26 protein-coding genes and 1 pseudogene are annotated in these 23,406 nt (G+C 61.2%); 9 read left to right on the top strand and 18 right to left on the bottom strand.

Features of this window, described 5'->3' with window-relative positions; all coding sequences use genetic code 11:
- Positions 1-17: 17 nt before the first annotated feature.
- A complete protein-coding gene (locus ACIOAU_RS04790; RefSeq protein WP_150569257.1) occupies positions 18-446 on the top strand; it encodes a hypothetical protein in 429 nt (142 codons plus the stop codon).
- Positions 447-537: 91 nt separating this feature from the next.
- On the opposite strand, the gene ACIOAU_RS04785 is transcribed toward ACIOAU_RS04790, so the two are convergent.
- Positions 538-768, bottom strand: a complete 231-nt coding sequence (locus ACIOAU_RS04785; RefSeq protein ID WP_103437316.1) for a metallothionein — start codon at positions 766-768, stop codon at positions 538-540.
- Positions 765-1,247: a phosphotransferase system, HPr-related protein gene (locus tag ACIOAU_RS04780; protein WP_401180346.1), complete on the bottom strand. Its 483-nt coding sequence runs from the start codon at positions 1,245-1,247 to the stop codon at positions 765-767. Before ACIOAU_RS04780 ends, ACIOAU_RS04785 begins: the two co-directional genes overlap by 4 nt.
- Positions 1,248-1,434: 187 nt before the next feature.
- Here ACIOAU_RS04780 and ligD point away from each other — a divergent pair, with 187 nt between their 5' ends.
- Together ligD and ACIOAU_RS04770 are read left to right on the top strand one after the other, a co-directional pair.
- Positions 1,435-3,948, top strand: coding sequence for a DNA ligase D (gene ligD / locus ACIOAU_RS04775; RefSeq protein ID WP_401180343.1), 2,514 nt, complete (start codon positions 1,435-1,437; stop codon positions 3,946-3,948).
- Complete coding sequence (locus ACIOAU_RS04770; protein WP_101319435.1) at positions 3,948-4,196, top strand: hypothetical protein; 249 nt, start codon at positions 3,948-3,950, stop codon at positions 4,194-4,196. Before ligD ends, ACIOAU_RS04770 begins: the two co-directional genes overlap by 1 nt.
- 22 nt (positions 4,197-4,218) lie before the next feature.
- Here ACIOAU_RS04770 and ACIOAU_RS04765 read toward each other — a convergent pair whose 3' ends face one another.
- Together ACIOAU_RS04765 and ACIOAU_RS04760 are read right to left on the bottom strand one after the other, a co-directional pair.
- Positions 4,219-5,091, bottom strand: coding sequence for a Ku protein (locus ACIOAU_RS04765; RefSeq protein ID WP_150569254.1), 873 nt, complete (start codon positions 5,089-5,091; stop codon positions 4,219-4,221).
- An 18-nt stretch (positions 5,092-5,109) separates the two neighbouring features.
- A complete protein-coding gene (locus ACIOAU_RS04760; RefSeq protein ID WP_308812229.1) occupies positions 5,110-5,238 on the bottom strand; it encodes a PSPA7_2676 family Cys-rich small protein in 129 nt (42 codons plus the stop codon).
- Positions 5,239-5,397: 159 nt separating this feature from the next.
- Here ACIOAU_RS04760 and ACIOAU_RS04755 point away from each other — a divergent pair, with 159 nt between their 5' ends.
- Positions 5,398-5,901 (top strand): CinA family protein, encoded by a 504-nt coding sequence (locus ACIOAU_RS04755; protein ID WP_101319439.1) that lies wholly within the window; start codon positions 5,398-5,400, stop codon positions 5,899-5,901.
- Between the two features lie 11 nt (positions 5,902-5,912).
- On the opposite strand, the gene ACIOAU_RS04750 is transcribed toward ACIOAU_RS04755, so the two are convergent.
- The 8 genes and pseudogenes from ACIOAU_RS04750 to ACIOAU_RS04715 all read right to left on the bottom strand — a co-directional run bounded on the left by ACIOAU_RS04750 (position 5,913) and on the right by ACIOAU_RS04715 (position 13,123).
- Positions 5,913-7,064, bottom strand: coding sequence for a carboxylate-amine ligase (locus ACIOAU_RS04750; RefSeq protein ID WP_401180337.1), 1,152 nt, complete (start codon positions 7,062-7,064; stop codon positions 5,913-5,915).
- Between the two features lie 4 nt (positions 7,065-7,068).
- Positions 7,069-8,022, bottom strand: coding sequence for a methyltransferase (locus tag ACIOAU_RS04745; protein ID WP_401181083.1), 954 nt, complete (start codon positions 8,020-8,022; stop codon positions 7,069-7,071).
- Complete coding sequence (locus tag ACIOAU_RS04740) at positions 8,022-9,362, bottom strand: iron-containing redox enzyme family protein (RefSeq protein ID WP_401180334.1); 1,341 nt, start codon at positions 9,360-9,362, stop codon at positions 8,022-8,024. The genes ACIOAU_RS04745 and ACIOAU_RS04740 overlap by 1 nt, the downstream gene beginning before the upstream one ends.
- Positions 9,363-9,380: 18 nt before the next feature.
- Complete coding sequence (locus ACIOAU_RS04735) at positions 9,381-9,584, bottom strand: hypothetical protein (RefSeq protein ID WP_401180331.1); 204 nt, start codon at positions 9,582-9,584, stop codon at positions 9,381-9,383.
- Between the two features lie 55 nt (positions 9,585-9,639).
- Positions 9,640-9,759: pseudogene (locus ACIOAU_RS04730) on the bottom strand (KGG domain-containing protein); the annotation flags it as partial.
- A gap of 176 nt (positions 9,760-9,935) precedes the next feature.
- Positions 9,936-11,231, bottom strand: a complete 1,296-nt coding sequence (locus tag ACIOAU_RS04725) for an NTP/NDP exchange transporter (RefSeq protein ID WP_401180328.1) — start codon at positions 11,229-11,231, stop codon at positions 9,936-9,938.
- 4 nt (positions 11,232-11,235) lie between these two features.
- Positions 11,236-12,144 carry an aldo/keto reductase gene (locus ACIOAU_RS04720; protein WP_101319451.1) on the bottom strand — a complete coding sequence of 303 codons (909 nt, stop codon included), beginning with the start codon at positions 12,142-12,144 and terminating at the stop codon, positions 11,236-11,238.
- 100 nt (positions 12,145-12,244) lie between these two features.
- Positions 12,245-13,123 carry a Dyp-type peroxidase gene (locus ACIOAU_RS04715; protein WP_401180324.1) on the bottom strand — a complete coding sequence of 293 codons (879 nt, stop codon included), beginning with the start codon at positions 13,121-13,123 and terminating at the stop codon, positions 12,245-12,247.
- 193 nt (positions 13,124-13,316) lie between these two features.
- Between ACIOAU_RS04715 and ACIOAU_RS04710 the strand changes: the two genes are divergently transcribed.
- On the top strand, positions 13,317-14,222 hold the full coding sequence (locus ACIOAU_RS04710) for a bile acid:sodium symporter family protein (protein ID WP_101319455.1): 906 nt from the start codon (positions 13,317-13,319) through the stop codon (positions 14,220-14,222).
- A gap of 5 nt (positions 14,223-14,227) precedes the next feature.
- Here ACIOAU_RS04710 and ACIOAU_RS04705 read toward each other — a convergent pair whose 3' ends face one another.
- Complete coding sequence (locus ACIOAU_RS04705) at positions 14,228-14,701, bottom strand: sterol desaturase family protein (protein WP_150569249.1); 474 nt, start codon at positions 14,699-14,701, stop codon at positions 14,228-14,230.
- A gap of 427 nt (positions 14,702-15,128) precedes the next feature.
- Here ACIOAU_RS04705 and ACIOAU_RS04700 point away from each other — a divergent pair, with 427 nt between their 5' ends.
- Positions 15,129-15,836, top strand: coding sequence for an MgtC/SapB family protein (locus ACIOAU_RS04700; protein ID WP_101319459.1), 708 nt, complete (start codon positions 15,129-15,131; stop codon positions 15,834-15,836).
- 7 nt (positions 15,837-15,843) lie between these two features.
- On the opposite strand, the gene ACIOAU_RS04695 is transcribed toward ACIOAU_RS04700, so the two are convergent.
- Genes ACIOAU_RS04695 through ACIOAU_RS04685 form a run of 3 tightly spaced genes read right to left on the bottom strand, consistent with a single transcriptional unit; the run spans position 15,844 to position 18,468 of the window.
- Positions 15,844-17,397, bottom strand: a complete 1,554-nt coding sequence (locus tag ACIOAU_RS04695; RefSeq protein ID WP_150569248.1) for a sensor domain-containing diguanylate cyclase — start codon at positions 17,395-17,397, stop codon at positions 15,844-15,846.
- 37 nt (positions 17,398-17,434) lie between these two features.
- Positions 17,435-18,229 (bottom strand): exodeoxyribonuclease III, encoded by a 795-nt coding sequence (gene xth, locus ACIOAU_RS04690; protein ID WP_150569247.1) that lies wholly within the window; start codon positions 18,227-18,229, stop codon positions 17,435-17,437.
- Entirely contained in the window at positions 18,226-18,468 is a 243-nt protein-coding gene (locus ACIOAU_RS04685; protein ID WP_101319466.1) for a hypothetical protein, read from the bottom strand. Before ACIOAU_RS04685 ends, xth begins: the two co-directional genes overlap by 4 nt.
- 166 nt (positions 18,469-18,634) lie before the next feature.
- On the opposite strand from ACIOAU_RS04685, the gene ACIOAU_RS04680 reads away from it, so the two are divergent.
- Both ACIOAU_RS04680 and ACIOAU_RS04675 read left to right on the top strand, forming a co-directional pair.
- Positions 18,635-19,135: a DUF4142 domain-containing protein gene (locus ACIOAU_RS04680; protein WP_101319468.1), complete on the top strand. Its 501-nt coding sequence runs from the start codon at positions 18,635-18,637 to the stop codon at positions 19,133-19,135.
- A gap of 25 nt (positions 19,136-19,160) precedes the next feature.
- Positions 19,161-19,412 (top strand): hypothetical protein, encoded by a 252-nt coding sequence (locus ACIOAU_RS04675; protein WP_101319470.1) that lies wholly within the window; start codon positions 19,161-19,163, stop codon positions 19,410-19,412.
- Between the two features lie 79 nt (positions 19,413-19,491).
- Here the strand turns inward: ACIOAU_RS04675 and ACIOAU_RS04670 are convergent, their stop codons facing one another.
- Positions 19,492-19,668 carry a DUF6021 family protein gene (locus ACIOAU_RS04670; RefSeq protein ID WP_178080766.1) on the bottom strand — a complete coding sequence of 59 codons (177 nt, stop codon included), beginning with the start codon at positions 19,666-19,668 and terminating at the stop codon, positions 19,492-19,494.
- A 64-nt stretch (positions 19,669-19,732) separates the two neighbouring features.
- Positions 19,733-20,719 (bottom strand): DNA-binding protein, encoded by a 987-nt coding sequence (locus ACIOAU_RS04665; protein WP_150569245.1) that lies wholly within the window; start codon positions 20,717-20,719, stop codon positions 19,733-19,735.
- A 293-nt stretch (positions 20,720-21,012) separates the two neighbouring features.
- On the opposite strand from ACIOAU_RS04665, the gene ACIOAU_RS04660 reads away from it, so the two are divergent.
- Positions 21,013-23,337 carry a putative bifunctional diguanylate cyclase/phosphodiesterase gene (locus ACIOAU_RS04660; protein ID WP_401180316.1) on the top strand — a complete coding sequence of 775 codons (2,325 nt, stop codon included), beginning with the start codon at positions 21,013-21,015 and terminating at the stop codon, positions 23,335-23,337.
- Positions 23,338-23,406: the final 69 nt, after the last annotated feature.

Genomic DNA, 23,406 nt, shown 5'->3' with positions numbered 1-23,406 from the left:
GGCCCGGGAGACAAACCATGTGTATCCGTGCCTTGCTTTTACTCGGTGCATGCCTGGCCAGCAGTCATGTGCTGGCTGAGGCCTGCGACGTCGTGACCCGCTCCTCCAGCGAGGCAGTCAAGCCTGTCGAAGGCCACACCTGCTACAGCTACAGCAACATGCCCGCCGAGGCCATCGACTGGTCGTGCAGCAACGAGAGCAAGGAGATGCTCAGCACCGACAAGCGCAAAGTCGCCAAATGCGCCGAAGGCAGTGTCGGTAGCTGTATTGCCCAGTTGACCCAGGAAACCCTGGCCAATCCCAAGTCGATGGGCCGCGATGAACCCGCCACGCGGCCAGCGATCGGCAAGGAGGCCCGGGTGATCACTTACTACTACGACACGCCAAGCCTGGGCCAGGCGCGCACGGATTGCGAACGCAGCAACGGCATCTGGCAGACCCACTAGAGGCTGCCGGACACAGGTCGGCCCCAGCCTGGCTCGAAGCTGCTCAACCTGCAGCAGCCTCGAGCCACACCGGGGCCGATTTCAGTACGGCTCAGGGCGAGATGGGATCGCTGGCCGGGAAAGTCTCATCAAGGGCGTTGTCGACATTGCTCTCATTCGGTTGCGCAGTCTCGCCGCATTTGCAATCGCCCATGCGACAAGGCTCGCCATTGCGGTGACCGCTGGCGCAGGCTTCGCAGCAGTAGCCCTTGCCGTCTTGCAGCAGGGTATTGGCGTTGATCGTGCAAGCGCAGTCAAGGCATGCACAGCGTAGTTCGGTCATGATTTGCGGCTCCGGTTGGATGCTTCATCGTCTACAGGTGAGACCTCATCGGTCCATGGCTCGCCATCCAGCGGCGCTGAGCGCGCCAGCTCTGCTTCGTCGAGGCCAAAGCCGCCGCCGATTTCCTCGGCGTCTACTTCACGCAAGACTTGGTCGGCCGGGTCTCCACCATCACCTGGCTCGTGCGGGTCGCGAGCGCCGGTCTGATCGAACAAGGTGTCTGGGCTCAGGTCGTCCAAGGTCACGTTGTCTTCGTGCAGGCTCTCGGTCAGAGCCTCGCCACCGGTCATGCCGCTTTCGGCCACACGCTCTGGCGGGAAGTCATGTTCTACTTCAGCCAGTGAGCGCTCGTCGCCGGCCCTGCCCTGGCGCTCATCGTCGCGGTCGCTGAAGTCCAGCTCGTGCACACTGCCCATCCGATCCTGAATATCGTCGATCTCGGCAGGCGTGCGGGTTTTCGGGTCGTTAGGCTGAGCCATGTGCGCTCTCCATCAGGTGGGTTCATAAAGTCGACCACCCCGGTTCGCAGATGACTCAAATTTGTTTATGAGGTGCAGACCAAATCCTCGCAGCCGTTGATATCCCCCCGCCCGTCACAGATGGAACTCCCTGCGCCGCCCTCGCCTCCCAACTTCAGAGAGCCTGGGATTTGAACAGGAGCCCGAGATGAGCCAACCCCTGCAGGAATATCAACGCAAACGTGATTTCAACGCTACCCCCGAACCCGCCGGAAAGTCACGGCGCAGCAAAAAGCCACAGGCATTGCAGTACTGCATCCAGAAACACGATGCCAGCCACCTGCACTACGATTTCCGCCTGGAACTGGACGGCACCCTGAAGAGCTGGGCAATTCCCAAAGGCCCTTCACTGGACCCAAAAGTGCGCCGGCTCGCTGTGCATGTCGAAGACCATCCGCTGGATTACGCCGAGTTCGAAGGCAATATCCCCGACGGCCACTATGGCGCCGGCGACGTGATTGTCTGGGACCGTGGTGTGTGGGAGCCCGAAGGTGACGCACACGCTGCCTACGCCAAGGGCAAGCTGCGCTTCCGCCTGCAGGGCGAAAAACTCTCAGGCGTGTGGAATCTGTTTCGTACTCGTCTGGTAGGCAAGAAAGAACAATGGATGCTGGTCAAATCGCATGACGGCGATGCCCGTAGTGAAGACGAATACAGCATCGTCGAGGCTCTGCCTGACAGCGTGATCAGTGACCGCACACTGGTGCCGCGCAAAGCAGCAAAGTCTCCCGCCAAAACGGCCAGGAAAGCACCGCCTGCTGCCAAGCGCGGCGCCAGTAAAACCAAAGCCGAGCTACCTGAAAAACTGCAGCCTCAGCTGGCCACTCTTGTCGATGCCGCGCCTGCCGGCGATTGGCGCTACGAGGTCAAGTTCGACGGCTACCGGATCCTCGCCCGGATCGACGGCGATGATGTCCGCCTGTTTACTCGCAATGGCCACGACTGGAGCGCGAAGATGCCCCACCAGGTCGAGGCGCTGCGCACGCTCAAGCTGAAGCAAGCCTGGCTCGATGGTGAAATGGTGGTGGCCAACGAACAGGGCGCTGCAGACTTTCAGGCATTGCAGAATGCCTTCGATACGCAGAACGACGAGCAGATTACCTATTACCTGTTCGACCTGCTGTTCCTGGGTGGCGAAGACCTGCGTCAGGTGCCGCTGCAAGATCGCCGTGAGGCGTTGCGCCAGCTGCTTGAGCACAATAAGCGGGACTGTCTCAAGTACTCGGCCGACTTCGACGAGCCGGTCGAATCGCTGCTGCAGAGTGCCTGCAAGCTGGAACTTGAAGGGCTGATCGGCAAGCGAGCCGACAGCGTCTACTCGGGCCGACGCAGCAATGACTGGATCAAGCTCAAATGCCAGCTGCGCCAGGAGTTCGTGATCGTCGGCTATACCGATCCCAAAGGCAGCCGCAGCGGGTTTGGCGCCTTGCTGCTGGCCCTGCACGACAAGCCCAGCGGTGAGCTGCGCTATGCCGGCAAGGTGGGCACCGGCTTTACTGCAACGACGTTGGCCAGCATCCATGCACGCCTGAAACCTCTCGAAGTCGCCAAGCCGGCGCTCGCCAAACCTCCAACGGGCGCAGATGCGCGTGGCGTGCATTGGCTCAAACCGAAACTGCTGGCCGAAATCGCCTACGCACAGATCACCCGCGACGGCAGTGTGCGCCATGCGGTTTTCCACGGTCTGCGTGACGACAAACCGGCCAAGGCCATCGACCTGGAGCGTGCAATGCCAAAAGCCGCCGTTGCTGAGAAATCCCCTAACAAATCCAGCGATGAAGAAAACCTCGGTGAACTGCGCCTGACTCACCCCGACCGGGTGATCGACGCCAGCAGCGGCGCCACCAAGCGGCAGGTCGCCGAGTACTATGCCGCGGTCGCCGACTGGCTCATGCCGCAACTCAAGGACCGCCCAGTGGCACTGGTACGCGCACCGGATGGGCTGGAAGGCGAACTGTTCTTCCAGAAAAACGCCGGCCAGCTGCACCTACCCGGCGTGCTTGGCTACGACAAGGCCGAGGCTGGTCAGGCGGCCATGGTCATCAACAGGCCTGAGACCTTGCTTGGCGCGGTACAGATGAACACGCTCGAGCTGCACACCTGGAACGCCACCGACAAGGATTTCGACAAGCCAGACCGCTTCGTGCTCGACCTCGATCCTGATCCTGCGCTGCCTTGGAAAGCCATGTTGGAAGCCACCCAGCTGACCTTGACCCTGCTTGATGAGCTGGGTCTCAAAGTATTTCTCAAGACCAGCGGCGGCAAGGGCATCCACGTGGTGGTGCCGCTGACCCGCCGCGCCGGATGGGACGAGGTCAAAGACTTCAGCCATGCCCTGGTCAATTACCTGGCCAAGCTGTTCCCCGAGCGCCTGAGCGCCGTGTCCGGGCCAAAGAACCGCGTCGGGCGGATCTTTATCGACTACCTGCGCAATGGCAAAGGCGCCACCACTGCCTGCGCCTACAGCCTGCGCGCACGCGAAGGCCTGCCGGTGTCGGTACCGATCTGGCGTGAGGAGCTGACCGAGCTCAAAGGTGCCAACCAATGGACGATCAATAACCTGCACGAGCGTTTGGCTGAGGTTGAAGATCCATGGGCCGATATGGCCAAGACGCGCCAGTCAATTACCGCTGGCATGCGCAAAAAGATGGGGCTCAAGTGATGGTGGACTGGATCGACCTTCTGCAGTGGCCGGCCATGCTGCTTACCGTAATTGCCGCCTGGTGCATCGGTTCACGCCGACCCCATCGGCGGCGGATGGGTTTCTGCTGCTTTATCAGCAGTAATCTGTTGTGGGTGATCTGGGGCTGGTCGATCGAGGCCTGGGCGTTGATTGCACTGCAGTTCTGCCTGGGCGCGATGAACCTGCGCGGCTGGAAGAAAAACCTGCAGGCCGAAATGAGTCACTGACCGTACCCCTCGCCCATGCCCCTCAGGAGGCTTTGCGTGTGCGCTTGGTGGGTTTCTTTTCCGTAGTCTTGGCAGGTTCGGGCGCTTTCTTCTTGGCTGCACCGGGCTTGCCCCCGAGGCTGCGTTTGAGCAACTCGGTAAGGTCGATGATATCTGCGCTTTTCTCGCCCTTGCCGCCCTCGGCCTTCTCCACCACGGCGATCTTGCCCTTGCTCGCCTTCTCTTCGACCAGATCCATGATCGTCTGCCGGAACGCATCATGATATTGGTCCGGCGTCCACGGCCCGCTCATGTCTTCGACCAGGCGCTTGGCCATGTCCAGTTCACGCTTGTCGACCTTGATATCGGTTACGCTCTTGTCCAGCTCCAGCGTATCAAGGCCGCGCACTTCTTCTGGCCAGCGCAGGGTGATCATCACCAGTGCATCATCCAGCGGGCGCAACAGCGCCAGGTGCTGGCGGGTATGCAAGACCACCGTGGCCAACGCCACCTTGCCGGTGCTTTCCAGGGTTTCGCGCAGCAGCGCATAAACCTTGCCACCGCGCTTGTCCGGGCTCAGGTAGTACGGCGTATCAAAGTGCTGCAGGGGAATATCGCCGGCCTCGACAAACGAGAAGATATCGATCGTTTGGGTGGCCTCAGGGCGCGCCTTGCGGATCTCGTCTTCACTGATCACTACATATTGGCCTTTCTGGTACTCCACGCCTTTGACGATGTTGTCCTTGTCGATTTCCTTGCCGGTGACCTTGTTGATGCGCTTGTAGCCCACCGGCTCCATGCTGCGTTTGTCGAGCCAGTCGAAATCGACCCGCTCGGTACGCACGGCGGTATTGAGTGAAACGGGGATGTGCACGAGGCCAAAACTGATCGCGCCTTTCCAGATTGCCCGGGCCATGGTCAGCTCCTGAAATTGCTAGGGTTGCCCAGGCTGGAATGAGCGCAGCGCACCGCAGCGCTCGCAACATTGACATTCCAACCCGGCTTGTCGGTGATTGATCAGGGTCCGCCATTGGCAGCCCCGCAGCAGGCAGTAAAACTTCATCAGCCACCTCCACAGCCTGAACCACTTCAGGCCCTTAATATGAATGACTGCATGGCGAGATGAAGGTTTGATCGAGATGCCGCACGGCCTGGCCCAAGCGCTCTGAACCAATCATCAGGACCAAGCGTCAATCGCAAAAGACACTCAAGGTGCCCCGTCATGCCGCAAGCTCAAGTCCAGGCTGTACTCGATTATCTGAAGCAGCAACACCTGCTGCTGACCACTGCCGAGTCGTGCACCGCAGGGCGCATGGTTGCACTACTGGCCGAAAGCCCAGGCACCGGCGAGGTGCTCGAGAGCGGCTATGTGGTGTACTCGCCTGAAGCGAAAAAACGCCTGCTGGGGGTGAGCGATATCACCATCGAGCGCTATGGATTGACCAGTGAGGCGGTAGCTTGGGAAATGGCGATGGGCGCCCTGCGCGACAGCACCGCTACCGTTGCAATCGCCACCACCGGAGTTGCCGGGCCAGAAAGTGCCGACGGTATAGCGCCGGGAACATTGTGTTTTGCCTGGGCCTTCGCCGGCGAGCCGCTGGCGGTTTTCACCCGAACCCAGCGCTTTTTCGGAATTCGCACCGAGGTACTGCAACAGGGTGCGCTGTATGGATTGACACGCTTGAGCCATTACCACCAACGCTGGTTGCGCGGCGAACGGGCTTGATCCAGATCGGCTCAGGGCTGAGTGAGGTTGAGCTTGCTGACCGGCCAGGCGCCTTGACCTTCTGCAACGACCATTTCAACCACCTCGCGCAGCCCCTGGCGTTTATCTCGCCCGGCCAATCTCGCATGTTCGAGGCATTCCAGCTGCCGATCAGCACTGGTGCCTTCAGTCAAAATGCGCTGCGCCTGCATGAATGCCCGTTCGGCATCGACCGAGTCAGGCGGGTGCTGCCCGCGTAGCTGCGCCAGCCAAACCAAGGCGGATACCGCCTGTTGCTGTTCAAGCCCGATGAACTGCCCATGGCGACCATAACGCATGGCCCGCCAGTAGTTCTCTTGGGCAATCCAGTGAGTTTCGCGACTGGCCGGCGCCGGAGGGTAATGAGGCATGACGCAACACTCCACCAGATGGCGAAACAAACCCGCAATGCACAGCGCATCTTCCAGCCCGGGGCAACCATCACTGATACGCAGTTCTACAGTGGCAAAGCGCTGGGATGGCCGCAGCGCCCACCAGAATGCGCCATCGACAGCCAGCGAGCCTGTCCGCTGCAGCAACCCGCGATAGCGTTGATACGCAGTCCAGTCTGCCAGCGGCTCTGGCAGGCCCATATGTGGCCACTCGCCGCAAATCGCCCGGCGGTAGCTCATGTAACCGGTGTTCTCCCCGCTCCACAGTGGTGAAGAACTGCTCAGCAGCAGGAACATCGGCAACCAGTACACCACTTGGTTGATCAGCTGAATGCGATCGCAGCCAGGTGGCACGCCGACATGCACATGCAGTCCCGAGAGCAGACTACGCCGCGCCACGTGCTGGTAATCATCGAATAGTTGCCAGTATCGCGGGGTGGTCCTCGGACGCTGGCGTTGCCACTGCGCGCTGGGGTGACTGCCGGCACAATAGAGGGCAGCGCCCTCCTCGCCCAACGCCTCGTTCAGGCGCTGGCGGCTATCACCGAAAAACTGCTGGGCCTGGCGCACGTGATCGAATACCGGCGAGGCGACTTCGATCTGGCAGCGGAACATTTCTTCGGCGAAATACTGCCCCATGACTTCGCGGCAGAGATTACCCACCACTGGGGAAGGTGTAGCCAGCACCTTGCCGGTGGCTGTTTCTACCAGCAGGTACTCTTCTTCGATGCCGAAGGTACAAGGCTTGAACATACGCTCATCCGATTCGGGTAACGCTTAACGCAACTGCTGCAATCCGCTCGACCTGCTCATAACCTGGCTCACTCAACTGTTCGCCGAACACATCCGGATCAAGCTCGCGGTAGACCCAACTCCAGCGTGGCCCGGCCAAAAGTGCGCGTGCCGCTTCAAGCAATGGGTCACGGCCCGCGATCATGGCCACTCCGGTATACAGCAGCAGCGTGCCCCCGGGGCTGAGGCGCTCACAGCCTTGTTCGATGATCTGTAACGACAACTGCGCGCCGAGTGAGCCGCCGCCGTGGCGATACTGGCGCTGCTGGGTGTCGAGCATGTAAGGGGGATTGGCGACGATCAGGTCGAACGTGCCAGTGACACCGTCGAGAATATTGCTGCGCTGGACTGAAACATTGGTCAAACCTGCCAGGGCGGCATTAACGGTGGTGTAACGCAGCGCCAGCGGGTTGATGTCCACCGCACTGACCTGAGCGTGCTGGGCAGCCCTGGCGATCAACAGCGCGCCAATTCCGCTGCCGCAGCCAATATCTACTGCATGCTGCACGGGCGTTGTGCAGCGCTGCAGATGCTCGTGGATGACCAGGGCAAATCGGTAACTGTCCGGGCCAAAGAATACTGCATCGCTGGCCTCGGTCGGATAGGCAGAATGCACCAGGAGCAGATCTTCCAGAGTCGACCAGCGCACCTTGCTGCGCAGCGACTCGCCGTGCTCGTCCAATACCTGGGCTTCGGCCAGCTGCTGCAGTTGGTCCGCCGAAAAAAGCCCCGCAGCAAATGGCCTGCTCCAGCCAAAAACGTCGCGCAGTGTGCAAGCGCGCTGGGCCTCAGGTCGCGCATTGTTACGCGCATGAGTCGCTGGGCTGACGCAGGTAAACCGATAGCCGTCAGCACGCAGGTGCTTGCCTAATTGCAACAAGGCCTCGTCAGCCTGAGTCTGTTCTTCGCTGGCTGCAATCAATGAGCGTTCTCCTGGATAAGACCGGTAGCGCGAATGTACGCGCGGGTAGCTTCCAACCCCGCCGGCAAGGCATGCCGGTTACCTGCCATACGGGCGATGAGCGTTTCCAACGGTGCGGTCGAAGGCTTCCGCATACTGCTTGGCGCGTCGAGCTGCAGCCCAGTCTCCCAGCTTCCGGGGGCAACGCGGCGGATCCTCGGGCCTTGCCAGTCCGCGCTGATCCAGTCGTACCACAGCTGCTTTTCATAGGCACTGAACACGCCGAACATAGGTGCAGTGGGGCCCTCCATGACGCGCCAGAAGCGGCTCTCGGCCGGGTCCTGTCCGCGCACAACCCATTTTTGCGCTTGCAGCGCATCGAGGAAGCCGGCCATGCCGTCTGGTTCAGCCAGCCACTGATTGATGGTGCGGCCCTGCAGGCGGCAATGGTCGGAATGCATGAACTGGCCGAACAGGCGCTTGCGTTCCAGCGAGCTGATCAGTTCCTGTTCAAGATCGAAACTGGCGATAAGCGCGGTGGCAGATTCACCGAGCTCGTTCAGCCGATAACCCTGACGAACCCGTTGGTAGTAGGCCCCGGCGTCGCTTTCCGGCAACAACTGCAGCAGTGCCTGAATCGATTTGTGCGCGTGGCCGGTTGCAGCATTGTCGATGGTGACGTGCAGCTGGAAGTAGTGACCGTCGATGCCCAGCTCTGCCAGTTCATAGGTGGTGATCAACAGGTGCAGCGGTGGTTGCTCATAGCCCAGGTTGTAGCCAATAGCCTCCGCCTCGAAGGCATCGCCGTGCGCGCCCAGGGCCAGTTGAACGGTACCCTGCAGGTAACGCTCATCGACAAGTGGCAGCAGCTCCAGGCAGCCAAGGCGGCTGAGCAGGCGCTGATAGATCAGGACGTGGTTGCAACGCGGATCACCATCACCCAACTCTTCTAAAAAGGTGCGGATAAGGCCGTGATAGCGTGGGTCCTGCCAGTGCTGCAAAAAGCCATGCAGCCAGGCACCATCGACCGCTTTGGTCGGAGCCACTTGCTGGATGTACCACAGTGCCTGGGCGCGGTTGGCAAAATAACGGCGTGACCCGCCTTCGCGGCGCTGGGTCAGGTAAGTCGCGAACTCCGCAGCCACCTGAGCACTGTGGCGCACCGCCCAGTCGCTGAGCTGAGCCGGCGAAGCTGGCAGATCATCCTCCAGTTGCTCGGCGCGCTTGAGCTGCCGGGCAAGCCATTGCGCGCTGTCGACGCTGTGGCCGTGCAGGAGTGCCTGGTAGCGCTGTTCGAAGCTGTCTTCTGTGGTCAAGGCCGGAACCATGGGGGCGGCCTTGCGGGTCATCACCGTCATGACTCATTCCTCGTGCACTTATTGGTTTTTGTTGCCTTGCGGCATGGGCTCTGGCCCCGGCGCGGGTTGTGGAGCGGGTGTCTGGTGCTGCTGCATCTGCAGTGAGGGCTTGCTTTCATCGGCATCTTTGGCTGGGTGGCTGTCGTCGCGGTCGAAACAGCCGGTCAGTACCGCCAGGCTGCCGAGCAGGCAAACGGTAGGTGCTATAGACCGTGGGCGCATGATCTGTCTCCTTCAGCAACGCAGCGCCGGCGGGACCGGCGCTGCGTCATTTCACTTACGAACGTCCGCCCTTGCGGCCGGAATCACTGGACTCACCACCACCTGACTTCTGTCCGCCCTTACGGCCGGCTTCAGAAGCCTTTTCGCGATCATTAGCGAAGTTGCCCGGGTTTTTCGTTCCACCCTGGCTGCCGGTCTTGTTGGTGTCTTTCTTGTCCATGGTGCGTAACCTCTCGTAGCTACTGGGATGCACGGTGATGAGCCGCACATAGCTGGGAGTACAGCGATAACAGCGGATTCGCTTTATTTCCGAAAGGTTCGGACCAATGGCATTAAAAGCCCGATGAGGCGTTATTTAGCGCGCAACGCTTGAGCAGGTTGCTCGAGCTGGCGTTGCCGACGCCCTAGCCAGCCGCCGACCCCGGCCCAGCTCAAGGCAAGAGCTGCGCCGATCAGCATCGCCAGCTGCGGATGCTCGCCGAGGAGGTCCAGGCCGCGCTTGAGCCAACCACTCAAGGCGTCTCCTCCGCGATAGACCACCGTGTCGATAAAGCTCTTGGCCTTGTACTTGGCTTCGGCCGGTAGCACCGTAAAAAGCATCTCGCGACCGGGCCGCACCAGTGCGTACTCGCCAGCACGGCGTACGACCATCCCCCCTACAAACACGGCAAAGGTCGGCGCCAGGGCCAGCCAGACAAAGCCCAGGGCCATCAGCAGCGGTACGCCAACCAGCAGCACGCCGACACCCAACCGCCGGGCGAGCCTGCCAGTGATAAACAGCTGGGTGAGAATCGCCAGCGCCTGCACCACGCTGTCGATCAGACCGAACACCTGCGTCTGCTGAGTCCGATCAGTGAAGGTTTCACTAACAATGCGGGCCTGTTCGAAGTACAAAAAGGTGCTGACACTGGCAAGCAGCACCACGAACAGGGCAATGCCCAGTAGATAAGGCGAACGCAATACTGCCGTCGCCCCGGCAAACGGATTGCCACCCAGCGGCTTGTTCGGCGGCAGTTCAGCAGTCAGCTCCAGAGGATGCTGCGAACGCCAGTGCTGCAGGTAAGCGCTCGCGGCAATGCTGCCAAGCAGCAGCAGGCTGGCCAATAACAGCAATCCGCTGTGGCCCAAGGGTGCGACCAGCAAGGTTCCCAGCACTGGCCCAGCCAGACCCCCTGCGCTGGCTCCGGCAGCAAGCAAACCGAACAGGCGCTTGCCCTGCTCTGTGGAAAACAGGTCCGCCAGCACGCTCCAGGCCAGGGAAATCGCCAGCAGATTGAACACAGACAACCAGATGTAGAACGCACGGGCCGTCCACAGCGCCTGTTGGTCAACGGCAAACAGCCCCGCAAACAACACCAGATTGCTGACAAAGAAGCCGTAGGTCCACGGCAGAATGCGCTTGCGTTTGACTCGCGATGCCAGCCAGCCGAACAGCGGCAGGCAGACCAGCGTGGCGATGAAGGTGCCGGTGAACAGCCACTGCAGATTGTCGATGCCGCCGGCGATGCCCATGGTTTCGCGCACCGGGCGCAGCATGAAATAGCCGGTAAACAGCAGAAAGAACATCACCAGGCCGGCGGCCACTGCCGGCCCTTCGCCAGGTTGCAGGTTCAGGCTGTTGCCCAGCCGCTCACGCCAACGGCTCATGAGCCTAGCCAAACAGTTCTATCAGCGCGCGCTGTTGCGCCTCGCTCAGCAACTGACCATGACCGGCTTTGAGCTGGTCGATCTGGCGATCGGGGCGGCCGGTGGCGGGGATCACCGCCGTCACGGCCGGGTGGCTGATGGCGAACTTCAGAAACAGCTGCGCCCAACTGCTTGCGCCTACCTGTGCCGCCCAGTCTGGCAAGGCCATGTCCTTGACCCGGGCAAACAGGCGGCCATCGTCAAAGGCACGATTGATCAGCACCGCAACGCCCTTGTCCTGGCACAACGGCAACAATGCGCGAGCGGCCTCGGGCGCATTTACCGAGTAATTGATCTGGACAAAATCCAGTGGCTCCTTGCGCACGATCTGCGCGACCTGTTCATGGCTGCTGGACAGGTAATGGGTGATGCCGACATAGCGGGTCTTGCCCTGCGCCTTCAGTTCACGGGCATAAGGCAGCTGCCGCTGCCAGTCGCGCAGGTTGTGGATCTGCAGCAGGTCGACCCGATCGGTGCGCAGGCTGCGCAAGGTGCCCGCCCACTGCGCCTCGGCAGCGGCCTTGCTGTCAGCGGCAATTTTGGTGGCAAGGAAGCACTGGCGATGCCAGCCGCCCTCCTCCAGTAACTGGCCAAGAATGGCATCGGCACCGCCGTAATTAGGCGAGGTATCGATGATGCGCCCGCCGCCAGCAAAGAACGCCTGCAGAACCTGCTGGAGCCGCTGATACTCGGCACTCCCTGTTTCCACTTCGAAGCTGCCAGAGGTGCCGGCGCCAATCACCGGCAGCGCCTCGCCAGTACCGGGCACCTTGCGGGTCAGCAAGCTGTCGGCGGGAGCAGCCAGCAACCAGGGGCTGCTGGCCAGCAAGCCCAATGCTGCACCAGTGCGTAGGACATCACGACGCGCATACATGGAAAAGCCCCTGTCATAAGCCGGAAACTTTCAAGGCTAGCCGTGATGGCGCGAGCTGTCGGTGCATTCTGTATCTGGATGTTTGGCCGCTTGGCCAGGGTCAGCCGAGCAGCAGACGCACGTCCAGCCCCTGTTCAGTCATCGGCGGGCACCAGTAATAACCACCAGTCAACGGCCGGCTGAAGCGATAGAGGGCATCCACCACGCCGTCTTCCAGGCCGCTCATGCGCCGCAGCTGGACATCGAAAGCGTCGAACGAACGGTCAAGCGCTACAAACGCCAGGCCTGCGCCGCGGTCGTCAGCCCACGACACCGAACGACGCACCATGAACGCTTCCGGCGCGTAGCTTTCCTGGGCGGTACGTTTGACGTGAGCCGATTCCGGCGCATCGTCGAGCTCTTCGTTGTCTTCTAGACGGCGGCCAATTATGTCGTCCTGTTCGGTCTGAGGCAGCGACTTGAAGTAGCTCAGGTCATGCTTCCACAACTGGAACGCTGCGTAGCTCGAACCCGCCAGGCCGGGCTCAGCGTCGGCGACGATGGCAGCTTCGACCGCAGCGTCGTCACTTGGATTTTCAGTGCCGTCTTCGTAACCGGTAAGGTCTCGACCGCCCTGGTGCAGGAAGCCGTCGATGCTGTCGACCAGTTGCAGCGCCGGCGCCAGCTGCGCGATCAGTGCCTGGCTGCGCAGATACAGGTCACCACGTTCTTCGCCACGCAGCCACAGCCACAGCGCGTGCTGGGTGCTTGGGTTGTGTACCACCGCATCGAGCTCAGGGAACGCCTGCAAACCCGGAATTGCCCGGCCCAGCGCAGTCGCCATTGGCAGGCCGACGCCAGCAATCAGGCTGCGCCCGTCGACTTCGGCGAGCAGCGCATCCAGTACGCCAGGCAGGGCTTGTGCGCTGTGCAGGGTAAAAAACAGGTGACGGGCATGAACCGGCACCGGGGTGGCAAGCAGACCTTGCTGGAACGGCATGACGGGCGAATCCTCGGCAAAAGCGCGAATCCTACTGCGCTGATGGCTCGACCGCAACGCGGCCAGATCGCACAGCGCAGGCTGATTGCCATGGATCCGTTAACAAAACTTTACCAAGGCATGGCGTATTGCGATTACCTCTCATCGAAAGCCCACCTACACTGCTCGCAATCCATTGTTCGAGACTGCCGCCATGACCGCCTCACCCTTGCTCACCGCCATGCTGCCGATCGCCTTGGGGATCATCATGCTCGGCCTTGGCCTGTCGCTGACCCTCGCTGACTTTGCTCGGGTAGCCAAGTACCCCAAACCGGTGGTCATCGGCCTGGCGTGCCAGATCCTGCTGCTGCCATTGGTGTGCTTCATGATTGCCAATGGCTTTGGCCTGGAGTCGGCACTGGCGGTGGGCTTGATGCTGCTGGCAGCCTCGCCGGGCGGTACTACCGCCAACCTGTTCAGCCACCTGGCACACGGTGATGTCGCGCTGAATATCACCCTCACCGCGGTCAACTCACTCATCGCAATCCTGACCATGCCGCTGCTGGTCAACTTGTCGCTGAGCTGGTTCATGGCCTCCGATCAGGTCATTCCGCTGCAATTTGCCAAGGTCATGCAGGTGTTTGCCATCGTCCTGCTGCCGGTAGCGCTGGGGATGATGATCCGGCGCTGGGCGCCAACCTTTGCCGGGCGCATGGAGAAGCCGATGAAATTGGTGGCGGCGTTGTTCCTGGCCTTCACCATCGTTCTCGCGCTGACCAAGGATTGGCAGACGGTGCTCGAGTACGCGCCGGTAGTGGGTGCGGCGGCGTTGCTGTTCAACCTGCTGAGCCTGGGTGTCGGCTACTACCTGCCGCGCTTGCTGAACATCCCCAAGCGCCAGGCGATAGCGATCGGCATGGAAATCGGCATCCACAACGGCACCCTGGCGATTGCCTTGGCGCTGAGCCCGTCACTGCTGAACAACCCCACCATGGCGGTGCCGGCGGCAATCTACAGCCTGATCATGTTCTTTACCGCCGCGGGCTTTGGCTGGTGGGTCAGCCGTGGTCACCAGGCTGAAGGGATTAGCGAAGGACGGCGCGAAACGGTCGGTGATTGAGACGGTTATTTGAGCGCAGTTTTGCTGCGCTCACGCAATTGACGCCTGAGCACGCGCAGGGGCGGCGCATAAAAGAAGCCAAACGACACGCAGCCCTCGCGCCCCTTGACTGCGTGATGCAACCGATGCGCGCGGTGCAGCCGTTTCAGGTAGCGGTTGACCGGCCGCAGCCGGCGCGGCCAGTGCCGGTGAAACAGCCCGTCATGGGCCACTACATACAGCAGGCCGTAACCTGCCACACCCGCGCCAACCCACTGCAGCGGCGCATGCCCGGCCTTGCCCAGCGCTACCAGTGCTGCGGCAATCAACGCAAGGGCCGCAAGGTAGACATCATTGGTTTCCAGCACGCCCAACTGCGGCTGATGGTGCGAGCGGTGCAACCACCAGCCCCAGCCATGCATGATGTATTTATGCGCGAGCGTGCCGACGCCCTCCATGGTCACCAGGGTGCCGAGCAGGACGGCCAGATTGAACAGCATGGGAGAATCCGCAGTGAGTGGGCAAAGCAGCAAGGTTACCATTGCCCGCTGTAGGCTTCAGCCCGCCAGACGCAGAGAAACGTCGTTATGAAGCCATTGTCATGTTTCTGCCATTGACCCTCGCCGAGGTGTGGCGTAAGGTCCGCAGCGCAATTTCGCACCCTTACAGGAGTCCTGCATTGGACAGTAGCCCCAGTCGATTGCGACAGGTCCACACGGCGAGCTAGTCCGGCAGTGCTTTTGCCACTGTCTCGCCGTTAACGCCAGACGGTGGTTCATCGGTCCCGCTCGGGACGATGTTCTCCCTTTTGCTTTTTCCGCCCTCGCCCACGGCGAAGGTCCGGTGGCCCTGCGCATTCTGTTTTTCGTTCGCGTCGTCAAGGTACGACGCTGATACGGGCATGCTGCCCGTAGAAAGAGGTTTGCTATGGATTGGAAAATATTCTTGCTGCGCGTCAGCGTGGCACTGGTACTCGGTGCACTGATCGGTGCAGAACGCCAACTGCGCCAACGTCTAACCGGCCTGCGCACCAACGCGCTGGTCAGTACTGGCGCCTGTCTGTTTGTCCTTATGACCCAGGCAGTACCCGGTATGGCCGCCACCGATGCCTCGCGGATTGCGGCCTATGTGGTGTCCGGGATCGGCTTTCTCGGCGGCGGTGTGATCATGCGCGACGGCTTCAACGTGCGCGGGCTCAATACCGCAGCAACGCTATGGTGCACGGCAGCAATCGGCGTGCTGTGCAGCGTTGGGCTGTTGCTCGAGGCGACGCTGGGCAGCCTGGTGGTGCTGTGCGCCAACATCCTTCTGCGCGATATCGCCCAGCGCCTGGACCATCAGGAAGTACTGCCGGCCAGTGAGGTAGAGCAACGCTTCGAGGTGCGCATCGTCTGCCGCGGAGAAGATGAGATACAAGTGCGCAGCCTGATGCTGCACAGCCTGAGCGACCCAGGGCTGCGCCTGCAGTCGCTGCACAGTGAAGACCTGCCCGACTCGGTACGCCTGGAAGTACGCGCGCAGTTACTGGGCAACGCTCAGGCCGCTGCCCAGCTGGAACGTCTGGTCAGCCGGGTGAGTCTGGAAAAAGGCGTGAGCGCGGTGCGCTGGCAAGTTCGCGAGTCGGCAGCTGACTGAACGCTGATCAGCCCTGTGCCTGGGCCATGCAATAGCGGTCCCGGCCCTGGCGCTTGGCTTCGTAAAGCGCGGCGTCGGCTTCAGCTACAAGCGCTTGTGAACTGATCGGTTGCTGCGCCGGATGAGCCACCGCGATACCGGCGCTGGCCGACACTACGCCAAACGGGCTGCCGGCGTGCTCGATAGCCAACCGGCGCAACTGCTGCAATGTCTCCTGTACGATCAGGCCGGCCCCTTGGCCATCGGTGTCAGGCAGCAGCAGGGTGAACTCTTCACCGCCATAACGCACAGCGAGATCAGCCGGACGCTTCAGCGCCTGCCCCAGTACTTCCGCGACCCGCCGCAAACATTGGTCACCTGCCAGGTGGCCATATCGGTCGTTATAAGCCTTGAAGAAGTCCAGATCCATCATCACCAGCGCCACCGGATAGCCTTGCCGCCGCGCCCTGGCGATCTCGACATCCAATACGGCATCGAGCCGGCGCCGGTTGCCCAGCCCGGTCAGGCTGTCGGTCAGCGCCAGGTCCTTGAGCGTCTGGTGCGCCTGGTGCAAGGCGCGCTCGATGACAATACGCTCACGTAGCTGACGCAGCACCACCCAACCGAACAGCGAAAGCCCGAGCAGCAACACCAACAAGACGCCGATCGACTTGATCACATCCTGGCGCCATGCCGCCAGGATCGCATCGCGCGACAGGCCGGCCTGCACCACCAACGGGTAACTGGTCAGCGCACGGTAGGCATACAGCCTGGGTGTGCCGTCAACCACCGCTACAGTCTCGACCACGCCCTCGTTGGCATACGGCAGGTAGTCGCGAAACACTTCGCTGTCCGCCAGGCTGCTGCCCAGCACCTGCTCGACAAACGGCCTGCGCACCAGGATCGTACCGTCGCGCTTGGCCAGCACCAGCGCGCCGCTCTGGTCGATTTGGAAGTCGCCGTAGTAACGTACGAACCAGTCGACCTTGATCGTGCCCAACAGCACGCCGGCAAAGCTGCCATCGGGAAAATTCAGTCGGCGCGAAATGGGGATGATCAACTCTTCGGTAGAGCGGCTCTTGACCACCGAGCCGATCCTGATCTGCCGGCCCGTATGCTCACGGTGATAGATGAAGTAGTCGCGGTCGGCATTGTTGGCCTTCGGCGCTGTGACGGTGTGATCGGTTGCCAGCCAGGTGCCATCCGCGCCGTACACGAACAGGCCATGCAACTGCGGCATTATCTGTACTTGTTGGCGCAAGAGCGCGTGCAGCCGCGGCCGATCGAGGTTGGCGAAGCCATCACCCTCGAGGCGTTCAGCCAATGCCGCGGTAATCGCATCGACCTGCCGGATCGAGTCCTCGGCGTGCTGGGCACTGGCTCTGGCGAGGTTGACCACCGAGTTTTCAGCAACGGTGAAGGCTGCGCGATAGTCCCGCCAGAACCGCCAGGCCTCGGTCGCGACGAATACCAGCATGACCACGGCCATGAACGCCAGCACCAGGCGAAACATCGCCGCGGCGCGGCCTTCACCGTTGGCCGCGAAAAGGCCGTGCTCATCAGGCTTATGGGTAAAAGGCATGCAAATCCCTTTCGCTCGCTTGGCCTTTGACTATAGATCAGCGATGTTTGCGCGTACTCAGTTCGATCCAGGTCGGCGCATGGTCACTGGCCTTGGGCTCATTACGGACCCAGGCATCGACGCCCGCGTTTTTAAGGTACGGCGCCAGCTCGGCATTGAGCAACAGGTGGTCGATGCGCAGCCCGGCATTGCGTTCCCAATGCTTGCGAAAGTAATCCCAGAAGGTAAACACCTGCTCATCGGGGTATAGATGCCGCAGCGCATCTGTCCAGCCTTGGTTCAGCAGGTGTTGGTAGCAGTCCCGCGATTCGGGCTGGAGCAAGGCATCCTTGCGCCATGAGCGCGGGTCGTAAATGTCCTGGTCAGTTGGCACCACGTTGAAGTCGCCGGCGAGCACAGTCGGGTGGCCGCTGTCGAACAGCCCCTGGGCATGTTCGATCAGACGCTCGAACCACTCCAGTTTGTAATCGAACTTCGGCCCCGGCTGCGGATTGCCATTGGGCAGATACAGGCACGCCACCAGCACGCCGTGAACAGCGGCCTCGAGGTATCGGCTCTGCGGATCATGCTCCATGCCTGGCAAGCCGCGGCGCACCTCCAGCGGCTCGGCGCCGCGGGCCAGAATCGCCACGCCGTTCCACGACGGCTGGCCCTGAAACAGGCAGCTGTAACCTGCAGCTTCAATGGCCTGCAACGGAAACGTCTGATCTGGCGCCTTCAGCTCTTGCAAGCAGGCAATGTCCGGCTGCTCCCGCTCAAGCCAGGCGAGCAATGCCGGCAAACGGCTGCGGATGCCGTTGATATTGAAGGTGGCGATCTTCAGCGCTTTCATGTGTCAGGGTCGTTGACGTGGGCCTGCACAGCTTCCTGCAGGGCGTTGACATGGGCTTCGTCGGCCAGTTGTTTCAGCGCCAACCAGTCGTCCCAGTCCAGCCCGCCGTCATCGCGCAAGGCTTCAGCCGTGCGGATCAACTCGTGGTGATAGGCGTCGGGCGACTCGCGCCGGTAGCTGACGTCATCATATTGCGCGTACCAGGCCGCCAGTTCGGGAATGCTGCGTTCAATGCTCATTCGTTTACTCCTGCCTGAACCTTTGAATGTCTGAACCCTGCTCGCCGCGCATCGTTCCCATTAGTGCGCCAGCGGCACAACGACAACAAAAAAATTAAACCTTTGCTGCATGCCAATGCTCAACCTTAGGCGACATTGACGTCGCGCCAACGCAAAGGTGTGAGAAATGAACAATCTGTTCCTGAAACGAATCGGACTGTCCGTCGCCCTGGGCATGGCCTCTTTGCATGCAATGGCGGCAAGCTCCGACGACTTCGTTGACGCAGCTGCCGAGTCTGGCATCGCTGAAGTCGTGACCAGCAATCTGGCCTTGGAAAAAACCCAGAGCGCCGACATCAAGACCTTTGCCCAGCAGATGGTCGCAGACCATACCAAGGCTAATCAGAAGCTCGGCGACATCGCCAAAAAGCATGACATCAGCGTGCCTGACGAGGCCGCGATGACCGACAAGGTCAAGAAAGTCATCCTTGAATGGCGTGACGAGTCGTTCGACAAGTCGTATGTGAACAACCAGGTCGCTGCGCACGAAAAAGCCGTCGAGCTGTTCAAGAAAGAGGCTGCTTCAGGCGACAAGCCAGACCTGAAAGCCTTCGCTGGCGAGACCCTGCCGGCACTGGAGAAGCACCTGGAGCATGCCAAGCAGCTGCAGGCTAAATACGACAAGTAACCCGAATTGGCGAGGCTAAGTATTTATGAGTAACGACCCACTTCGTGACGAAGTTCTGACCCGTCTTTTGCACGCGCACCCGCAAGGCCTGGGCAAGGAAGTGCTGGATAACTATCGCGGCGAAAAAGTCGTGGCCGGCATGCTCAAGACGCTGCAGGACGACGGCTTGATCCATGATGGTAGCGTTGAGGTTGATGCCGAGCATCAGATCAGCGTGCAGTATCCGATCAAACTGTCCAGCGCCGGCGTCGAAGCCGCCAAACGGGTCGAAGCCTAATCGACTCGTCTGCTCCTGCACTTGGTGCAGGAGCAGCTCGCGCCGCCAAGGCGCGAGCTTCCCTTCTCGAATTCCTGCCTTAGTGCTTCTTCTCGATATCGCGCGGCGGAACTGCTGGGCCCTGTGGGTCTACCTGCGGATCGTCCAGGTCCGGCGAGTCCGGATCAAAACCCAGGTCGTTATTTTCAGTGGCCTCATCTGAAGAGTGCGGGCCCTTATTCGGTTGCTCGTGCTCGTGGCTTTTCTCGTTGGACATGCGCAGATCTCCCATGAATGTCTATGGAAGAACCCTGCACAGCGGTAAAGTTTGATTTATTACTTTAATCCGCGCCCACATCACCGCGCTGCAAACTGGCCAGAGCATCGCTGCGGCTGACCAGCTCTGCCTTTAGGAAATCGAGCTGGCGGGCCTGCTCGGCGCAAAGTTCGCGCTTCTGCTCCAGTTGCTGCGTCTGCCCTTCCAGCTGGCGACGCACTTCGTCACTGGCCCCCTGCGCCTGTGCCAGAATCGTGCGCAAACCCTGCACCTGGGCGTCGCGCTGCTCCAACTGATCATTGATGACCTTGAGTTCAGCGGCGGCCTGGCGAGCCTCGGCCTGCAGCCGCTCGTTGTCGCGATGCAGGCGAGTGGCCTCTTCCTGCCTGACGATCAAGCTCTGCTGCAACTGGCGCAGCTCTACCTGCAACTGCTGTACCTGCCCCTCGTGCCGGCGCTGCTCCTGCTCACGCTGCTCGCGGCTGGCGGTGCGGTAGTGCTCAAGTGCGTCGCGGGCGTGACGATGCTTGTCCTCGAGCGAAGTGATCTGTTCATCCTTGTCGGCCAGGCGTAACTGCTGCTCGCCGAGCGCCTGATTGAGGCTGGCGCTGCGCAACTGTTCGGTTTGCAACGTGCTCTGGGTGGACGCGAGCTTTTCCGACTCGGCCTGCAGGGCATTGGCCTGAATCTGGATTTGCTGCTGCGCCGCAGCGAGTGCCTGCTGGGCGATGCTCAGCTGAGCCTGGAGCTGATCACGCTGCTCGGTGAACTCGCTTTCAGCTGCTTCGATGCGAGCATCGCCCTCCTCTCGCAACTGATCCGCCAGTTGTTCGACCAGCCGCGCCAAAGGCTCACTCAGGTTACCGGCCGCCAATTGGGTGGCCGCAGGATGCTGGCTCTCAAGTTCCTTCAAATAACGGTGAATGGTGGTCTTGGAGCCGGTATTACCCATTTCGATACGTACCGCATCAATGCTCGGGCGCTCGCCTCGGGCAATCAAGGCCTGCCGCGCCTGCTGCACTACCGCCTTGTTTATTCCGCCCCGGGCCATGTCTGCTCCTACGATTTCGTAATGTGGTACGTACTATGTAATTACGTACCGATTATCTGCCTAGCGACGGGCTTTAACAAGCCGTTGCTAACATTCAATAATCACGGCTTATCGCATGTGAGGACCTTTAACCTGCGCTGCTCCGTGAGCGGACGCAGCCGAGCTGTACAAATAGTCGAAATCGCAGTTTTGCAGGGCGTACAGCCGTGAATAGCAAATCGCCACTAGTCATAAGGCTGTCATTCAACTGTCGTATTTTCAGGGGACTACTCAAGGCCGGGAAACGAACAGCAGTGATCCGCCTAACCCCCTCCTCCGCAAAGCTCCTGCCGCTGCTTCTACTGATGCTGTGCGCAGTCACTCTCGCCTTTCTCTGGGGGCTGCATGCAACCCAGAAGAATGCTGCGCGCCAACAGGCGCTTGCGGCCAAGGCCGCCGAACATCTGAACCTGGCCAGCGTCGTCGCACAGAGCCTGCGCCAGGTGGTTGATCGTGCTCAGGCTGTGGGTCGCAGCACGCTGCAAGACGTGACGAAGCCGGCTCAGGATCGCCTCAGCCTGGTGAAGATCCTGGCCTCAGACCCGCTGCTCAAACGCATGAGCCTTTACGACAGCAACGGCGCACGGGTCTTTTCCAGTGATGCTGACGAACCGCAACGCCTGCCCAGTGAGTGGCTGGACCAACTGAAAACCCATGTCGCGCGCTACGGCTTCAAACCCTTTCTGGCGCATGCGCTGCCCAATGCCAGCGACACGTCGGAGCGACGCGTGCCGTTTCTAGTGCCCCTGTCCAACCTGCCTGGCCGCCAGATCGACAGCGTACTGTTGGTGCAACTGGACATCGGCTACCTCGCCCTGCTGTTCCAGCACATCGATCTTGGCGCCAGTGGCTTCATGCGCTTGCTTCAGGATGACGGCCAGGAGCGCCTGCGTATCGACGGCAGCGGCGTGGTGGTGACCGGTGAGGCGCTGCTACCGGTGCCGCCAGCCAGTGGCGCAGACGCCGGCAGCCTCACTCAATTCGCCGCGGATGGCACCTATCAGAGCCTGTATCGACGAGCCGCAGATCGTGGTTTCAGCGTTGTCGTCAGTCAACGCCACGAAGAAATCCTCAAACCGAGCACAGCCAACTTCGCCCGCCAGTTCTGGCTGAACCTGTGCATGACCATCATGATCCTCGCCAGCCTGGCCTGGAGCCTGCGTTTACTGAGCAAGCGCCAGGAGGCGTTCAGCGCCCTGGAGCAGGCGCAGCAGGTCAACCAGGAACTGATCGAGCGCCTCGAAGAGGCTCATCGGCGCAGCAGCCACGCAGCAGCAACCGATCACCTCAGCGGCCTGCATAACCGTCGCCAGTTCGTCGAAGTCGCCAGCAAGACGCTGACCCGCCAGCGCGGCAAGCGCCGCTTGATGGCGATCCTGTTCATTGACATGGACCGCTTCAAGTCGATCAACGACTCGCTCGGCCACCGCATCGGCGACCTGCTGTTGCAGGCCGTCGCCGGGCGCATTCAGCGCATGCTGGAAGACGGCGATGAGGCTTCGCGCTTCGGCGGTGACGAGTTCGTCGTGCTGCTCGCTGGCGAGCGCAGTGAAGACCAGCTCGACAACTGGGTGCGCGCTCTGGTCGAAAAGCTCTCGGCCACCTACGCGCTGGATGGCCAGGAGGTCAACACCAGCCCCAGCGTCGGCGTCAGCATCTGCCCGCGCGACGGCCAGGACATCGACGCGCTGATCCGCAACGCCGACGCCGCCATGTACTCGGCCAAGCAGGCCGGGCGCGCGCAATATCGCTTTTTCGACCCGTCGCTGAATGTCAGCGACCTTCATGCGTTCAACCTTGAGCAGGCGTTTGGCAGTGCCCTGGCCGAGCGTCAGTTCGTTTTGCATTTCCAGCCGCAGATCCGGCTCGACAACCTGCAGGTGGTGGGTTACGAGGCCCTGGTGCGCTGGGATCACCCAGAATTCGGCCTGCTCTACCCTGACCGCTTCATTGGCCTCGCCGAGCGCAGCGGCTTCATCGTCGCGCTGGGTTGGGAGGTGCTGCGCATGGCCTGTGAGGAACTGGCCAGCTGGACCGCACGCGATCCGCACACACGGATCGCCGTCAACGTCTCGGCGCTGCAGCTGCGCCAGGCCGATTTCAGCGAGCGATTGTTGAATGAGCTGGACCAGCTCGGCGTCGCCGCGCAGCGCCTGGAACTGGAGATTACCGAGACCACCGTGCTCGATCCGGAAGGCACTGCGGTTGATCACTTGCAGCGCCTGCGCGCTGCGGGTATCGGCATCAGCCTGGACGACTTTGGCAGTGGTTACGCCGGCTTCGCCCATCTGCACGCGCTGCCCCTGAGCAAGTTGAAGATTGACCGGGCACTGATCGCGCCGCTGTGCAACAGCTACGATGACAGTCCGATCGTATCCTCGACCATCATCCTGGCCAAACGCCTGGGCCTGGAGGTGGTTGCCGAGGGTGTCGAAACCCGCGAACAGGTGGTCTGCCTGAAGCTCGCCGGCTGCGACATCGCCCAGGGCTACCACTTCAGTCGGCCGTTATCGCCTACGCAACTTCACGAGTATGCGCCCTTCAAGGCCATCGAAGAGCAGCTCTGCCTGGAGCACTGAGGCTGTACTGCCGCTTGACCAGCCCCCACGTTGGTCAGCAGCCTGCGGCTGGTTTATTGTGTGGGCTTC

Origin of the sequence: Pseudomonas sp. NPDC088322, from assembly GCF_044740745.1 — a bacterium.
Classification (GTDB): Bacteria; Pseudomonadota; Gammaproteobacteria; order Pseudomonadales; family Pseudomonadaceae; genus Aquipseudomonas; species Aquipseudomonas shirazensis.
The sequence above is the reverse complement of the archived record's forward strand: the minus strand, read 5'-3'. Positions and strand labels throughout refer to the sequence as shown.

Coding starts and splice junctions, on each gene's coding strand:
- ACIOAU_RS04790 (WP_150569257.1), top strand. CDS start 18: ATGTGTATCCGTGCCTTGCTTTTACTCGGTGCATGCCTGGCCAGCAGT.
- ACIOAU_RS04785 (WP_103437316.1), bottom strand. CDS start 768: ATGACCGAACTACGCTGTGCATGCCTTGACTGCGCTTGCACGATCAAC.
- ACIOAU_RS04780 (WP_401180346.1), bottom strand. CDS start 1,247: ATGGCTCAGCCTAACGACCCGAAAACCCGCACGCCTGCCGAGATCGAC.
- ligD (WP_401180343.1), top strand. CDS start 1,435: ATGAGCCAACCCCTGCAGGAATATCAACGCAAACGTGATTTCAACGCT.
- ACIOAU_RS04770 (WP_101319435.1), top strand. CDS start 3,948: ATGGTGGACTGGATCGACCTTCTGCAGTGGCCGGCCATGCTGCTTACC.
- ACIOAU_RS04765 (WP_150569254.1), bottom strand. CDS start 5,091: ATGGCCCGGGCAATCTGGAAAGGCGCGATCAGTTTTGGCCTCGTGCAC.
- ACIOAU_RS04760 (WP_308812229.1), bottom strand. CDS start 5,238: ATGAAGTTTTACTGCCTGCTGCGGGGCTGCCAATGGCGGACCCTGATC.
- ACIOAU_RS04755 (WP_101319439.1), top strand. CDS start 5,398: ATGCCGCAAGCTCAAGTCCAGGCTGTACTCGATTATCTGAAGCAGCAA.
- ACIOAU_RS04750 (WP_401180337.1), bottom strand. CDS start 7,064: ATGTTCAAGCCTTGTACCTTCGGCATCGAAGAAGAGTACCTGCTGGTA.
- ACIOAU_RS04740 (WP_401180334.1), bottom strand. CDS start 9,362: ATGACGGTGATGACCCGCAAGGCCGCCCCCATGGTTCCGGCCTTGACC.
- ACIOAU_RS04735 (WP_401180331.1), bottom strand. CDS start 9,584: ATGCGCCCACGGTCTATAGCACCTACCGTTTGCCTGCTCGGCAGCCTG.
- ACIOAU_RS04725 (WP_401180328.1), bottom strand. CDS start 11,231: ATGAGCCGTTGGCGTGAGCGGCTGGGCAACAGCCTGAACCTGCAACCT.
- ACIOAU_RS04720 (WP_101319451.1), bottom strand. CDS start 12,144: ATGTATGCGCGTCGTGATGTCCTACGCACTGGTGCAGCATTGGGCTTG.
- ACIOAU_RS04715 (WP_401180324.1), bottom strand. CDS start 13,123: ATGCCGTTCCAGCAAGGTCTGCTTGCCACCCCGGTGCCGGTTCATGCC.
- ACIOAU_RS04710 (WP_101319455.1), top strand. CDS start 13,317: ATGACCGCCTCACCCTTGCTCACCGCCATGCTGCCGATCGCCTTGGGG.
- ACIOAU_RS04705 (WP_150569249.1), bottom strand. CDS start 14,701: ATGCTGTTCAATCTGGCCGTCCTGCTCGGCACCCTGGTGACCATGGAG.
- ACIOAU_RS04700 (WP_101319459.1), top strand. CDS start 15,129: ATGGATTGGAAAATATTCTTGCTGCGCGTCAGCGTGGCACTGGTACTC.
- ACIOAU_RS04695 (WP_150569248.1), bottom strand. CDS start 17,397: ATGCCTTTTACCCATAAGCCTGATGAGCACGGCCTTTTCGCGGCCAAC.
- xth (WP_150569247.1), bottom strand. CDS start 18,229: ATGAAAGCGCTGAAGATCGCCACCTTCAATATCAACGGCATCCGCAGC.
- ACIOAU_RS04685 (WP_101319466.1), bottom strand. CDS start 18,468: ATGAGCATTGAACGCAGCATTCCCGAACTGGCGGCCTGGTACGCGCAA.
- ACIOAU_RS04680 (WP_101319468.1), top strand. CDS start 18,635: ATGAACAATCTGTTCCTGAAACGAATCGGACTGTCCGTCGCCCTGGGC.
- ACIOAU_RS04675 (WP_101319470.1), top strand. CDS start 19,161: ATGAGTAACGACCCACTTCGTGACGAAGTTCTGACCCGTCTTTTGCAC.
- ACIOAU_RS04670 (WP_178080766.1), bottom strand. CDS start 19,668: ATGTCCAACGAGAAAAGCCACGAGCACGAGCAACCGAATAAGGGCCCG.
- ACIOAU_RS04665 (WP_150569245.1), bottom strand. CDS start 20,719: ATGGCCCGGGGCGGAATAAACAAGGCGGTAGTGCAGCAGGCGCGGCAG.